The sequence below is a fragment of the Taibaiella soli genome, from assembly GCF_003236175.1.
Taxonomy (GTDB): Bacteria; Bacteroidota; Bacteroidia; order Chitinophagales; family Chitinophagaceae; genus QKTW01.
In genome coordinates this window covers 175695-189350 of sequence record NZ_QKTW01000011.1, presented here as the reverse complement: position 1 = coordinate 189350, position 13656 = coordinate 175695, and the positions used below count along the sequence as shown (strand labels likewise).

Below are 13656 nucleotides of genomic sequence, written 5' to 3'. Positions count from 1 at the left end.
GCTTTAATCTTATTTTCTTGAAAGAACGTTTTTAAGTTGCTGACTCAATATGTCACCTTATTCGGTTAATAAACCAAAGATTTTATGGTGGTATTGCCGAGGGTGTTCACCTCTTCCCATTCCGAACAGAGAAGTTAAGCCCCTCATGGCCGATGGTACTGCACAACAATGCGGGAGAGTAGGTAGCTGCCATATTTATTTAAAAAGCCTCACTAACAGTGAGGCTTTTTTTGTGCCCATACCCCAACGGCCCCACCCTCCATCCCAAAAGGACGTTTACTGTTCCTCTTGCTCACGGCGGCACAACGGTGCTACGCCCATCTTATAAAACAACTACGTGTTTCCGTTTTTTGTGTGCTGCTTAACCGACCTCCGTGCCTTCGTGTCGTTGCGAGCGCCCCATTTTTGCGAAAAAACGCCTTGCTTCTCTGCTGCTCCTTTTTGCGGGAAACTACACGCATGGCTAAACAGCATTACCATCGATGAACGGTGCCAACGCCAATGCAGCCGAATCAGGGCAACTACGGTGGCTGCAAATAAAAAAGGTTGCCGGAAGGCAACCTGCAGGATTCATTTTAATGATCGAATTATTTTACTACCGAAATACGTTTGATTGTTTTATTAGCGCCTGACTGTATCTCGCTTATGTACATTCCGGAAGCAATAGACTGAAGTGGAATATCAACGTTCGATTTTGTTCCGGGAGCGGTAATCTGATAAACTAACTGTCCTGTGACGTTGTATAGTTTGATAGAAATATCGTTGTTGTCTGAGAATTTGTTGTTCCATTTTATGTGGAGTATACTATTTGCTGGATTTGGATAAACTTCACAGCTTGCGTTAATTGATGTTTGTTGGGGTACATCTGTGGGATAAATAGGGCAAGTGGTACCGACATCATAACAATCGGAAATGTTTAGTCCTATTTTACGTTCGTAATACTGCGTCGTTTTTCCCCAGCAGTTACTTACAAAACAAACCTGGATGCTATCTTTTGGTAAATGGTTTTCGACCTGAAGGTTTTTGTAATAAGAGATTGTTGTTCCGACAACATTATAAGATATAAAATCGAGGTCGCCGTCACCGTCCATATCAACAATTGCAGGAATGTCTGAGGGCAAAACGTATGCATTGATCGAGTAGCCCGGATTAAACGGATCAGGATACCAGAGCGATTTGTAGTGATTAAAACTCAGTCTGTTTTCGTTGTCATAATATCCTCTGTATACATCATAGCCAGTGTTCATTTCTCCAATGTGAAACAGATCTGGGATGCTATCGCCTGTATAATCGGTAAGAATCATATAAGAATAAACAGGGGGAAACTGGTTGGCATAATCAGGATAGTAACGGTAGTCAGGATTGCCTGCCACACCACTGATATTGAGAAATGTTTTTACTTCGGACGTGAGCTGTTCATAAATCACGAGATCATTTTTGCCATCATGATTTAAGTCTGCAATATTTACCTGTGGATTATTGAAACCGCCAGCCCAGGCGTTTGTTTTCAAAGTTCCGTTTGCATAAACGTGAATGCTTGTGTCGCGGGCATAGGCGGTCCCATTTTGCTTGTATAAAGTTACGCCGCCAAGCAAATTACCGATTACTATTTCCATGCGTCCGTCGTTATCCACATCTGCTGCTGTTGGTGCAGTCATTTGTCCGGCAACGATTCCTGCATAAGCGGAGTCGAGGCGGGGGAGCGTTCCGTTGTAATTCTGGAGGCTTCCGTAACGGTATAAAACTCCGGAAGCACTGCCGACGAGCAAATAAGGTGTGTTTGTATTGTCTAGTTTTCCGATAAACGGTGTTGCGCTACCAGAGAAAGGATCCGTGTCAACTTTTACGTTGCCGAATGTCTGTGTCATGAAATGCAATTGCACAGCGCCAGCCAGTGTACCTGTGTTGCGGTAATAGTAGATAATACCGCGCTTGCAGCCGATTAGCAAATCCTGTCTTCCGTCATTATCGACATCGTAAATAAATGGCGCCGCATTAGTTGTAACATTAATAGCAACGCTGCTATCATTTTTGAGGTTGATCTGGCTCAAAACCCATTGTGGTTGCGACGTGTTGTTGGTGATTTGATTTGTATATAATGCTAGTGTTCCGTCTTGTTTCCCAACCACCATGTCCATCCCGCCGTTGTTGTCAAGGTCGCCAAAAGCAATTCTTGTCCCTTGCAAGTTGTTGGATGAAATATTGAGAAAGTCGCTCGTTTGGAGTGTGAAAGAAGGATTTCCCGGAGTGCTGGTATTTTTGAAATAAGCGACTGAACTTTTCAGCGTTCCCGTACCTGTTTGAAACGCACCATCCGAACCTATAAATAAATCGGGGCGCCCGTCTTTGTCGTAGTCAAAAAACATTGGCGTTGCACCGGTTCCGAAATCGATTGTCTTATTGGTAATAATGCTGTCGCCCTGGTATACAAGCGTTGGAGATGCAGTAGTGCCTGTATTTTTATACCAGGTGATACATTTTATATTTTCGGAGGAATTCATGGCATGCGGTGTTACCACAATATCCTTTTTGCCGTCCTGATCAATGTCTACATAAAAAGCCGAAGGCCACACGGGGGTTTCGGAAATATGGCCTGTGCTTTGCCAGGTGGTATCCTGGCTAACCATGCTATCGATATACCAGTTGTAATCTTTTTTACCGTTTATCACCAATTGTATTTCCCCGAAAGAGATATTGCCATCAAAATAGTCCATATCTCCATCGCCATCTATGTCCAATGCACAGAGCGTATTTCCCGCGTGTAAAGTAGTTTTTTCGACAGGTTTTACGTCTTTTTTCTGTGCCTGCAGGCCCGCAGCGAATAGCAGCAATACGGCCATGAGGGTCAATTTTCGAAGCATCTCGAGTTAATTTTAAAAGATGATGTTTTTAAGGTACGAAAATATAGGCAATGCTATTAATAAAAAGACATAGCATCACATCTGGATGGTTGGAAATAAAATAGTTGGCTATCGCAAAAAATGTGTTGCCAACCAATGGGGGGATTTAAATGCTTAATCTAGATGCCCTTTGTTCTCGCTTTCTGGTCTAACGCTACTTTTAATAATGCCGGTGAAATTTCGCTGATGCAATGACACCTTTCGGGAGCTTTTCGACAGTCATTACATTCTTTGTTCAGTACAAAAACTTCAGCCGAAGGACCAAGAGGTGCCCATCTGCCGGGATGAATCGGACGCATTGGCGGATAAATGCCGAAAGCATCACGGCCCAGTGCCGCGGCGATATGTAAAGGCCCGGTGCTATTGGCTACCAGACCGTCACTTTGATTAATAAATGAGATGAACTGACTTAAGGGCATCTGGCCTGTGATATCCACAACCATGTCTCCGACGGCCTCGAATAATGGCGCAATAAGTGCTCTTTCTTTTTCTGTTCCCGAAATGAAAATTTTATAACGATGCAGATCAAGTGAACGGATCAGCTGGATGAAATTTTTCAGACCCCATTCTCTGGCACTGCCTTGCGATTTTGTATGCAAGATCAGATTATACCGTTCCTGAGAGAGCATCGCAGCAAATTTAGGTTCTAGCGGTTCTATTTTGGTGAGCCCGAAAGACTGTCCGATTTCTTCCAGAGAAAAATCTTTTTCAATGCCGAATGCGGCCAGTAGTTTTAGATTCAGCTGAGCCTCGTGTAAGGGGGAATTTTTGCGGCTGAGTTTGATAAGCTGATTGCAGGTAAACCAATGGTAAAGCCGGTTGGTGGTGCCTACTCTTAACGGAATGTGTAATTCTTTTGCTTTTTTAGCAATCGTTGAAGTGGGGAATACGTGCAGGATGGCGTCTGCTTTGTGCCCGCTTACTAAAGTATTGCCGCGGTTGAAGTCGTCGAGATCGATAAAGGTGTCTACAAACGAACAAGCCTCAATAACAGGCCTGGTGTAAGATTTTCCGAGAAAGGCGACTTGTATGCCGGGAAAATGATCCTTTAAAACTTTCGCTACCGGCAGCGTGAGCACTACATCACCGATACTGTCCGTACGGCTGATAATTATATGTTGCGGCGTTTTTTTCAACTTTTTCCCTGACGCGTTTTAACCGGGCATATTGTCTCATTTTACTGTATTTAGCAAATGATGCCCAGGCAGAATATTTACAAACCATGTAGCCGGCATAACCATCCAGGAAACCAAGGCGTACCACATAATCTGTGAAGAAACGCCATTTTGGGCCCAACCATAATTTGATCAGACTACAATCTTTCCCTTTGGCAACTGCTGCCCGCGCGGCAATTTCCGTAAATTTTTCTATTTGTTTTATATGGTCGGAGAAAGAATAATAACTGTAATGCAACAAATCGCCATTCAATTGCCCCATCGTACCTGCGTTTTCAAACAAATCCCAGTGTTCGTGGATCTGGTCGCCCATCCAGGCGCCGTGTCCCTTGCGAAACAAACGGATTTTCCGGTCGGGATACCAGCCGCAATGTTTGATCCATGTGCCACAATAGTTAGTCAGGCGTTTTAATTCGTAAGCATTATGAGCCGGCGCTTTTTTTACAGCGAGAATACTGGCTTCCAGTTCTGGAGAAAGCGCTTCATCGGCATCAAGAGAAAGCACCCATTCGTGTGATGCTTTGTCGTTTGCAAGATTTTTTTGTTTTACATAACCTTCAAATGGATGGGTATAAACCTTCGCGCCAAAACTTTTGGCAATCATAAGCGTATCGTCGGTGGAATTACTGTCAAATACAATAATTTCATCGGCAATATTTTTCACAGAGTGCAGGCAACGTCCCAGGTTCTTTTCTTCATTCTTGGTTATAATAACAACACTTAGTCTATTCATCGCGCTCATAGTTACAATTTAGACTCAGCAATTACCTTGAAGTTTAGTCAAACATATATTGTTAAAATTTTGCTTAAACTGCAGATAAATTGCAAAACCCACTCAAAGCTAATAAAATGATACCAGCAGCGGAAATGGGTGTTTGTACATTGTTTCGATAAGGTAATAGGTTTAATGCGTAAAGTTGTCTTTTGACGTAAAAATCAATACGGATAAGGCCCGAAAATTTATCTTTATTGTAAATATTTTTTCATGAAGATTTTGCGAACGCTTTCTCTTTCTGCTTTTTTCTGTTTGGGGACGTTGGTTGCTGTTGCGCAAACCGCAACCATAGACAGTAATTTCGTGCTACACACTGCAAAAGGGGATATCTATGGTACACTGCAAACCGCGGTTGCTAAAAAGAAAATGCCGGTGGTGTTAATCATTCCCGGTTCAGGACCAGTGGATAGAAATAACAATCATGATAAACTGGTAAATAATACGTCGCAAATGATGGCGGATTCTCTGGCGAATCATGGAGTTGCTTCATTGCGATATGATAAAAGAGGCATAGGAGCCAGTAAGGCAGCGAATCCATCTGAAAAGGACTTACGTTTTGATGATTATATAACCGATGCGGAGGGATGGATTAACATTTTGAAAAAGGACAAGCGATTTAGCCGTGTATATGTGATGGGATACAGTGAAGGGGCGTTGATTGGTGCGGTAGCTGCGCAAAAAGAACAAATAAAAGGTCTGATCTCAGTTGCAAGCACCGGTCGGCCGATAGATCAGGTTTTAAGGGAACAGCTGAAACCCAAATTGTCTCCGGCGATGATGGATACCTGTAATTATGTTTTTGATGAATTGCTTGCCGGCCGCGAAGTACCGAAAGTGAGCAGAAGACTGGCGTTGGTTGCCCGACCTGATATACAGCCATATCTTATTTCCTGGTTTAAATATAATCCTGCACTGGAAATGGCCAAAGTAAAAGTACCGGTATTGATTATCGAAGGAGAAAATGATGGACAGGTAACAAAAGCGGATGTGGAAAATTTACAAAAGGCGGTGCCTTCTGCGAAAATGGTGCAGATTCAGGGTGCAAATCATCTTATGAAAAAAGGTACAAATGAAGTGGCCGATAATATTTCTTCGGCTATGAATCCTAAACTTCCACTCATGACTGAGTTTGTGCAGGCAGTTGTCAATTTTATTCGCGGTTAGATGCTCCTTAATATTTGATTTGGGCTTCGAATTTAATAAACAGGTGTTACTTTATATCCGGCGTCTTTCAGCAATTGAATGACGCCGTTTTTACCCCAGAGATGTCCTGCCCCTACTGCAAAGAATACAGAATTATTTTTTACTTTTTCTGAGATGCGGCTGATCCATTTTTTATTGCGGGCGTCAAGAAATTCGCCCGTGTCTTCACCAACATCACGTGAATTCTGGATGAGGTCATACAATTTCGGAAGGTCCTGGGCTTTGTAGGCAGCTACTAGTGCGGCATATTCCTGACGCGTATCAGCAGGTTGGTCGATAGAGGCCAATACTTCTTTCACAATGCTGTCGGCGGGAATATCATTAAGTAAATCCAGTTGTTCTTTGGCGGCTTCCAGACCAATAATTTCTTTATTGTCCTTCTTTGCGTCTTCCATGATATTGCTTTCATAAGAAACCTGTGAGGGACAGTCGAGCGATTTGCTTGCGAAGAGACTGAGCAATATGGCGGGTTTCATTTGTTGTATGAAACGAATATCAGTGCCAATGCTGTCACGCATATAATCTGAAATTTTCTTGTATTCTTCGGGTGTGAAATAATCTTTAAGTTGTTTGCCGTCTTTATCCACCATGCCTGTGGCAATCTCGGTCAGCAACGCCGGATCGTCCATATCCATTTCCAGGCAAACTTTATCGGCCGCGTGCAAACATTGTTTCATTTTGTCTGTCCAGAGATAATCATCACTGCAGATGATATGGATGGTGCCAAAAAGATAGGACGGTTTCGATAATCCTTTGCCCTCTATACGCCAGAGCAGCGAGTGTCCATTTACTGTTGCCGTCTTCTGTGCCCGACAGAAAAAAGATGCAAACAGAATAAAGCAGGCAACAAGAAACGGCTTCATGAATTTTAAAATTTAAAAGCGCTAATCGAAATACAAAGTAAGCATAGCGAGGCCCACGCCGAAAAGCATGGCCATGATTTTTTGCCTTGTGAGCAAATGTTGTTTGGTGCCGCTTTCAAAGAAAATGGTTGTAGCGATGTGTATAAACGCCCCTGCAACTACCGGAATCAAAATCATGATTGTTTTAGACATGAAATTGTAATGCTCGCCGAGCAGTTGTGCCAGCAGACCGGCGACTGGCGTTACCGCTGAAAATAAAATGAGCGTCAGCAAACCTCTTGATTTTCCCTTCACCGCAGCTACCAGGCTTGTGACCAGCATGGCTTCCGGAATTTTATGGATTGCTACCGCCATGTACAAAGATGGCTCAGTGCCGTGCATCCGGTAATTGAATCCGAGCGGCAAACCTTCCATAAAAGCATGTAACGAAAGTCCTGTAAGAATAGGCGCCAGTGCAATTACATGTCCGTGTTCGTGCGGATGAATATGTGTGTGTCCGTGCTCCACGCCATGTGTAAATCGCTGGATCACGAGTTGGAAAAAGAAACCGATCAGCAGATAGAAACCAGCGCTGGCATTGAGGTCTTCGAATGTTTCAGGTAGTAAATGCAGGAACGTGATGCTCAGCAAAAATGAACCTGAAAAGGCCAGCAGATAATGCATACGCCGATCATCCAGACCTTTTATCCATAGTGGGATGCTACCGCCCAGGCAGGTGATAACGAATAGTAAAAGGCTGTACCAGGTGTGCATGCAAAAAAAGTAGATAAGGTGTAAAAGTAAAACCATTTTTTCCGATGAAAAAACTAATGACTTCTAATCTCTCTATTCTGCGATAGTTATAAAAATAGCATCAACATATTCCGATTTTATTTATTAGATATATTTCGCTAATATTATAAAGGTTTTATTCATTGTTTAAGTCTGGTACATGATTCGTTTTTTAAAATTTATAGTTCTGGCAAGCATGGTAATGATGATGGCACCAGGTTGTGGGTCGCCATTGAAAGTGACGACAGATTATGATAAGCATGTAGATTTTACTAAGTACAAAACCTACCGGATAAATCCAGTGGATGTGCGGCTCGATGCGGTAAGCCAGCATAATAAAGATTTGCTGAGGGCTGCAGTGATTTCGGAAATGACCAAGCATGGATTTGCGCAGGATACTTTGAAACCAGATATAATCGTGAATATCGTCACTGTAATTCGTCAGACGAAAGAAAGCATGGCCGTGACGGATGATTATGCTTACGGAGGAATGTACCGACCTTACTACTGGAATACATCGTTTGGTCCGCCGGTTTATACTACCTCTGATGCGAATCAGTTTAAGGATGGTTCTATTATTATTGATATGGCGGATGCATCCAACCAGAATTTATTGTGGGAAGGTGTAGGCAGCGCTCAGGTGGAGCAGCCGCTCACGAATCCGGAAGGGCAGATTAAAGCAGTGGTAAAAGAAATCATGAAAGGTTTTCCGCCAGGCAAAACGAAACAGACAAAAAATTAATCAACATTCATAATATTCTTTATTCACCAAAAAAGTCATTTATGAAACTCGCCAGAATCTTATTGTTAGCTGCATTGTCTACCTTAACGATAACCGCTTGTACTCCCCAGTTGAAGGTAACTACGGATTATGATCGCAAAGCAGACTTCAGCAAATACAAAACGTTTAGTCTTTATGTGCCTGAAGAAAAAAATGAAACCATCAGTCAGCTGAACCGTAGCCGTATTGAATCGGCTGTGAAAGCGGAAATGGTGAAAAAAGGATTGCAGGAAGCATCCTCGAATCCGGATGTGCTGGTGAATGTGGTGACGATCATCAAAAACGAACAGCAAGTAACGGCTAATACTAATTATTACGGTTATGGCGGTTATTATCGTCCGTACGGATGGGGTGGCGGTATGGCTTCTGGTTATACAACGTACAACGTGACGGATTACAAAGACGGTTCATTGATCGTTGAAGTGGTGGATGCGAACACAAAAAGTCTGGTGTGGGAAGGAATTGGTAATCAGGAAATAGATAAGCCAATGGAAAATCCGGATCAGCAGATACAGGGCATTGTAGCCAAGATTATGGCTGGCTATCCGCCGGGAGTGGCGACTGCGACTAAGAAGTAAATGCAGTTGACAGTTGACAATTCAAAATATAAAAAATTAAACGGTCGGACATCTGAATTGGTCTGACCGTTTTTTTATTGTTTGAAAACTGCCTGCAGCTATATGTTTCCCGCAAAGATGCATAAGAATCAAAGGTGGAAAGCTCATGTTAGAACTCAAAAGGTCTAATGGCAACGAAGATGTTTTTATGCTCCCTTGTCAACTGTCTATTAGAAAGACTTAAAAATCTCAAACGCTTCCTGTTCCAGCAGTTCTCGGTGAGCAGGGTGTGCGATATGGATTAGTGCTTTGGCGCGTTCTTTTAGATTTTTGCCGTGCAGTTGTGCGATGCCGTATTCCGTAACTACATAATGCACATGAGAGCGCGTGGTTACCACACTAGCGCCAGGTTTCAGCCTGCAAACAATACGGGAAACTCCTTTTGCTGTTTGCGAAGGAATGGCGATGATCGGTTTACCTCCTTCGGAAAGCGCCGCTCCGCGCATAAAATCGACTTGTCCGCCAACACCGGAATATTGATAGGTGCCAATTGAATCTGCACAAACCTGACCGAAGATATCTACTTCAATAGCGCTGTTGATGGCCGTCACGCGCGGATTCTTTTTGATGACGCCGGGATTGTTTACGTATTCCACATCAAGCATGCGTACGATCAGATTGTTGTCGATAAAATCATAAAGTTTGCGTGATCCAATTGCGAAACTGCTGACGATCATACCCGGGTGAATCTTTTTGTATTTGCCCGTGATAATTCCTTTTTCCACCAAAGGAATCAGACCATCGGAAAACATTTCAGTATGAATGCCGAGGTCCTGGTGTGCGTGCAGTGAAGCCAGTACTGCGTTTGGAATGCCACCAATGCCCATTTGCAGCGTAGCGCGATCTTCGATAAGGCTGGCTACATTTTTACCGATCTGTAGTTCTGTGGCTGTTGGTTCGGTTACTTTACTTTCAAACAAAGGATAATCGACATTAATCGCTTTTGCAATGCGCGAGACGTGGATTACGCCATCGCCCAATGCGCGCGGCATGTTGCTGTTGACTTCTGCAATGACCACATCCGCCATTTCAATTGCAGCGCGGCTTACATCGCAGGAAACGCCGAGTGTGCAAAAGCCGTTTTTATCAGGTGGTGAAACAGAAATCAGCGCCACATTGATCGGACAGGCACCGGAGCGGAAGTGTAACGGAATTTCGCTCAGGAACATGGGTATATAGCTGGCGGTACCTTCATTGATTGCCTTACGGATATTGGCCCCCACGAAAAAACAATTGATCTCAAATGCATGTGCATGTTGCGGCAATGCATAAGTTGCTTCCCATTCCGTATGTATTGAGTATATTTTTACATCATGCAATTGATTGCTCCTTTCTGCCATGGCCATTACGAGCTCGCGTGGTGTGGCGGCAGCAGTGTGAATGAAAACACTTTGACCCGGCGCAATATCAGATACAGCTTCGGCTGCAGAGGTACAGATTTGCATAGCGATTTGTTTCTACCAAATTACCGAATACAATAAACGAAACAATGAATAAAATCATCTTTTTGAAGGAGCGAATACCGTATATTTAAATAACATAAACACATCTGCTATGGCATTACTCAAAGGGATTCATCATATCGCCGTTATTTGTTCGGATTATGAGCGCTCCAAAGAATTTTATACAGATATATTGGGGCTTGAAATTGTCCGGGAAGTTTACCGCGAAGAACGGCAGTCTTACAAACTGGATCTCGCAGTGGCCGGACAATACCGTATCGAGCTGTTCTCGTTCCCAAATCCCCCAGCGCGCCCAACAGAACCTGAAGCAATGGGACTACGGCATCTGGCGTTTGAAGTGGAAGATGTGGATGCATGCGTTTCGGTATTAAAGAAAAAAGGTGTGGACGTGCAGCCTGTTCGTATTGATGAATACACCGGGCACCGGTTTACTTTTTTTGAAGATCCGGATGGCCTGCCATTAGAGCTTTATGAACGTTAGGAAAATAAAAAGTCCCCGCATGTGCGGGGACTTATAGTGATGGGGGCCCTTCTTGAGGGAGAATATCTTTGATACTAATAGTATACTAAAATCGTGCCAAAATTGACAGCGTTGCTTTTCTCTGATGTTTCAAGATGAAAAAGGAGGACGATGCGGCATTTATTTACGTATCAGCCAATGTTTTGGATTTAAAACTGCCAATATTTTTTCTAAAAAATCAGGATTGCAGATCCGCGATGTTTTTACCGACATTTTTCGTTTCGTACCAATAAATGAGTCTCACAGTGAAACGTAGCAACCAGCTATCGGGACGAGCGAGATTGGCAGCCAGTTCCGCTATTTTGGCGTCTCGCGAAGCGATACATTCATTATAAGCTGTACCGGTTTTGCTACAGAGTGTGGTGGCAAAGTCCCAGGCGCCTTTTCGCGCCAGATCGATGCTGAACTGAACTAATAATTCATCAAAATTGAAACGCTGCAGTGATAATAGTTTCATTAATGGATTTACTTTCACCAGGCAATCTTCTACTTTATTGACCAGGGCAGCCAGAATGCTGTTGATCTTGTTGAAGTCGTTTTTTATCCCTTCCATATCGCCACCATCCATAGTGATTACGGTTGCTATGCCGAGATCAAGATTGATGTGTGCATTCATGCCGAGCAACAGATGTTGCAGTACAATGTCCTTTTTATGTGCTACCGCTTCAAAGGCAATTTTCCAGGAACTTGTAGGTTGTTTTCCCTGTTTCCATTCTGTCCAGGCATCCAGGTAACGTTGAGCAAAGGTTACGTCAAATAATTCCATCCGCTCGTTGTTCTCAAATTCCTTATTCATGATGCCTTCCTTTATGCGTACCGTTACACGGTGGTATAGAGCGGCAAAATAACCGGCTCGATTATTGGTTGCGATGCATTCGGAGATGATGGCTTCGAGCTGCAGAATGATGTTGTCGATGGTAGTGGATGTGGTGGTTGCAGGGAGCATGGCGTAACAATTTTATAATGCATTTAATGTACAAACTCTTTCTAATTTGCGGACCTTTTTCAAGGCTCTATGAAATATTTAGCGATCGCATTGTTGCTGTTTTTCAGCTTTACAGCAAGAAGTCAAAATGTAAATTCCGGTGAGTTTAACACGCTGGATTCAGTAGTAAAACAAATTGGTCCGATGAAGGGCGCGCCGTTATTTGACATTGTCGACAGCATTACCAAAACCTGTCACGATGAGCGTACCTGCATCCGGGCTATTTATGATTGGGTTGCCTATAATATTTCCTACGACTGTATTGGCTACCACCACAAAGGTCAGCAAAATACCAATGTGGGCGAACTTCTTCAAAACAGAACTGCGACAGCCGAAGGTTATGCGCTGCTTTTTAAAGCAATGTGCGAACGCCGCCATATTACTTGCAATGTGATCAAAGGATATGCGCGGAATGTTGGCAAAAATATCGGCAAGTCTAAGAAGAAACCAGATCATACCTGGAATGCGGTAAATATCCGTAATCAATGGTATCTGGCAGATGCTTGCTGGGCTGCCGGTACAACCAATGCCAAAAAGAAAGAATTTTATCCGGCATTCAACGATAGTTATTTCTTTCCTGATCCGGAGCGCTTTGCGTTTACCCATTATCCGGCTAATCGTAAATGGCAACTGCAGGATGATCCGCTCACTCGTTCAGAATTTACCTGGTCGCCAATGCCACTGGGGGATTATATTAATAGTGACCTTGTTGCTACTAACCAACGTAAAGGCGTACTGCGCGGAAAGCCGGGCGACTGCAAGCGAATTATCTTAACGCTGAAAGATGGCACGAAGGTTTCAGAGCTTTCTTTGCAGTATAAAGATGAGCCGCTATTGAAAAAGACTACTTTTTACGTAGTCGGCAATGAAATTTTCTTTGATCTTGAAATGCCGAAAAAAGGAAAATATCCCGTGCAGCTTTTTCTCAATAGTGAGCCTGTAATGGCCTTTGTCTGCGAAGTGAAAAAGAAGAAAAAATAAACCACGTTCCGTAATTTGCAGGATATAAATATCTGTATGGAAACAATTGTTTTAGGTATCGGTTCAAGAGTAGAACATCCGCATTTTGGCAAGGGAGTGATTGTAGATGCTGCTTCCGAAGTATATATTATCTGGTTTAAATCGCAGAACGGCACCAAAAGTGTAAGCAAAGACTATACGGAGCTGCGTGTACTGGAAGCAAAAGAAAATGCTGGCGAAAATACAGGAAGCCTTTCCGTTGCGGATATTGAAGAAGCGCTGGAAAATGTACTGGACAGAAGACTGAACGAATTTCAGCTGGTGCCGATGGCCAATAAATGGAACAATGGTACGCTGATTTTAAAGCCGCAGGATGAATCATTGCAACCAAAAGAAGTGCCGATTGAAACTTTCTTCCACAAGATTGTAATGGTGCGCGACCGTATGCGCCTGATCGAGCAAAAAATTAATGCTAATAAAACACTGACCGACGAAGAGAAAGTAGATCTGCAGCAGTATGTAACGGCTGTGTACGGTTCCCTCACTACGTTTAATGTATTGTTTAAAGAAACACTTCATCAGTTTAAAGGCGCGGGCGATCGCTGATTGATGATGTCTGATTTTCTAGAATCAACTTATAATA

General features: G+C 43.2%; 13 protein-coding genes and 1 rRNA gene. 7 read left to right on the top strand and 7 right to left on the bottom strand.

Annotated elements, in window-relative coordinates:
* Nucleotides 1-83 precede the first annotated feature (83 nt).
* Nucleotides 84-195 (top strand): 5S ribosomal RNA (rrf, locus tag DN068_RS07895).
* Nucleotides 196-587: 392 nt separating this feature from the next.
* Here the strand turns inward: rrf and DN068_RS07890 are convergent.
* The 3 genes from DN068_RS07890 to DN068_RS07880 all read right to left on the bottom strand — a co-directional run bounded on the left by DN068_RS07890 (nt 588) and on the right by DN068_RS07880 (nt 4808).
* Nucleotides 588-2861, bottom strand: coding sequence for a T9SS type A sorting domain-containing protein (locus tag DN068_RS07890; RefSeq protein ID WP_110998360.1), 2274 nt, complete (start codon nt 2859-2861; stop codon nt 588-590).
* Between the two features lie 158 nt (nt 2862-3019).
* Nucleotides 3020-4036, bottom strand: a complete 1017-nt coding sequence (locus DN068_RS07885; RefSeq protein ID WP_110998359.1) for a glycosyltransferase family 9 protein — start codon at nt 4034-4036, stop codon at nt 3020-3022.
* The gene (locus DN068_RS07880; protein ID WP_110998366.1) at nt 3984-4808 is read right to left on the bottom strand and encodes a glycosyltransferase family 2 protein; all 825 of its coding nucleotides are present in this window, start codon (nt 4806-4808) and stop codon (nt 3984-3986) included. Before DN068_RS07880 ends, DN068_RS07885 begins: the two co-directional genes overlap by 53 nt.
* Nucleotides 4809-5060: 252 nt before the next feature.
* Between DN068_RS07880 and DN068_RS07875 the strand changes: the two genes are divergently transcribed.
* Nucleotides 5061-6014, top strand: coding sequence for an alpha/beta hydrolase (locus DN068_RS07875; protein WP_110998358.1), 954 nt, complete (start codon nt 5061-5063; stop codon nt 6012-6014).
* Nucleotides 6015-6046: 32 nt separating this feature from the next.
* On the opposite strand, the gene DN068_RS07870 is transcribed toward DN068_RS07875, so the two are convergent.
* Nucleotides 6047-6916 (bottom strand): TraB/GumN family protein, encoded by an 870-nt coding sequence (locus DN068_RS07870; protein ID WP_110998357.1) that lies wholly within the window; start codon nt 6914-6916, stop codon nt 6047-6049.
* A gap of 21 nt (nt 6917-6937) precedes the next feature.
* A complete protein-coding gene (locus tag DN068_RS07865) occupies nt 6938-7669 on the bottom strand; it encodes a ZIP family metal transporter (RefSeq protein WP_165836314.1) in 732 nt (243 codons plus the stop codon).
* A 178-nt stretch (nt 7670-7847) separates the two neighbouring features.
* On the opposite strand from DN068_RS07865, the gene DN068_RS07860 reads away from it, so the two are divergent.
* Entirely contained in the window at nt 7848-8429 is a 582-nt protein-coding gene (locus tag DN068_RS07860) for a DUF4136 domain-containing protein (RefSeq protein WP_110998355.1), read from the top strand.
* A 41-nt stretch (nt 8430-8470) separates the two neighbouring features.
* Complete coding sequence (locus tag DN068_RS07855) at nt 8471-9046, top strand: DUF4136 domain-containing protein (protein ID WP_110998354.1); 576 nt, start codon at nt 8471-8473, stop codon at nt 9044-9046.
* 209 nt (nt 9047-9255) lie between these two features.
* Here the strand turns inward: DN068_RS07855 and DN068_RS07850 are convergent, their stop codons facing one another.
* Nucleotides 9256-10530 (bottom strand): acetyl-CoA hydrolase/transferase family protein, encoded by a 1275-nt coding sequence (locus tag DN068_RS07850; RefSeq protein ID WP_110998353.1) that lies wholly within the window; start codon nt 10528-10530, stop codon nt 9256-9258.
* Between the two features lie 109 nt (nt 10531-10639).
* Here DN068_RS07850 and gloA2 point away from each other — a divergent pair, with 109 nt between their 5' ends.
* A complete protein-coding gene (gene gloA2, locus DN068_RS07845; protein WP_110998352.1) occupies nt 10640-11029 on the top strand; it encodes an SMU1112c/YaeR family gloxylase I-like metalloprotein in 390 nt (129 codons plus the stop codon).
* Between the two features lie 217 nt (nt 11030-11246).
* Here the strand turns inward: gloA2 and DN068_RS07840 are convergent, their stop codons facing one another.
* Nucleotides 11247-12014, bottom strand: coding sequence for a DUF5995 family protein (locus tag DN068_RS07840; RefSeq protein WP_110998351.1), 768 nt, complete (start codon nt 12012-12014; stop codon nt 11247-11249).
* A 69-nt stretch (nt 12015-12083) separates the two neighbouring features.
* Between DN068_RS07840 and DN068_RS07835 the strand changes: the two genes are divergently transcribed.
* Entirely contained in the window at nt 12084-13034 is a 951-nt protein-coding gene (locus DN068_RS07835) for a transglutaminase domain-containing protein (RefSeq protein WP_110998350.1), read from the top strand.
* A 36-nt stretch (nt 13035-13070) separates the two neighbouring features.
* On the top strand, nt 13071-13619 hold the full coding sequence (locus DN068_RS07830) for a hypothetical protein (RefSeq protein WP_110998349.1): 549 nt from the start codon (nt 13071-13073) through the stop codon (nt 13617-13619).
* The last annotated feature ends 37 nt before the right edge of the window (nt 13620-13656 follow it).

Coding starts and splice junctions, on each gene's coding strand:
- DN068_RS07870 (WP_110998357.1), bottom strand. CDS start 6,916: ATGAAGCCGTTTCTTGTTGCCTGCTTTATTCTGTTTGCATCTTTTTTC.
- gloA2 (WP_110998352.1), top strand. CDS start 10,640: ATGGCATTACTCAAAGGGATTCATCATATCGCCGTTATTTGTTCGGAT.
- DN068_RS07850 (WP_110998353.1), bottom strand. CDS start 10,530: ATGCAAATCTGTACCTCTGCAGCCGAAGCTGTATCTGATATTGCGCCG.
- DN068_RS07840 (WP_110998351.1), bottom strand. CDS start 12,014: ATGCTCCCTGCAACCACCACATCCACTACCATCGACAACATCATTCTG.
- DN068_RS07860 (WP_110998355.1), top strand. CDS start 7,848: ATGATTCGTTTTTTAAAATTTATAGTTCTGGCAAGCATGGTAATGATG.
- DN068_RS07875 (WP_110998358.1), top strand. CDS start 5,061: ATGAAGATTTTGCGAACGCTTTCTCTTTCTGCTTTTTTCTGTTTGGGG.
- DN068_RS07880 (WP_110998366.1), bottom strand. CDS start 4,808: ATGAATAGACTAAGTGTTGTTATTATAACCAAGAATGAAGAAAAGAAC.
- DN068_RS07830 (WP_110998349.1), top strand. CDS start 13,071: ATGGAAACAATTGTTTTAGGTATCGGTTCAAGAGTAGAACATCCGCAT.
- DN068_RS07835 (WP_110998350.1), top strand. CDS start 12,084: ATGAAATATTTAGCGATCGCATTGTTGCTGTTTTTCAGCTTTACAGCA.
- DN068_RS07855 (WP_110998354.1), top strand. CDS start 8,471: ATGAAACTCGCCAGAATCTTATTGTTAGCTGCATTGTCTACCTTAACG.
- DN068_RS07890 (WP_110998360.1), bottom strand. CDS start 2,861: ATGCTTCGAAAATTGACCCTCATGGCCGTATTGCTGCTATTCGCTGCG.
- DN068_RS07865 (WP_165836314.1), bottom strand. CDS start 7,669: ATGCACACCTGGTACAGCCTTTTACTATTCGTTATCACCTGCCTGGGC.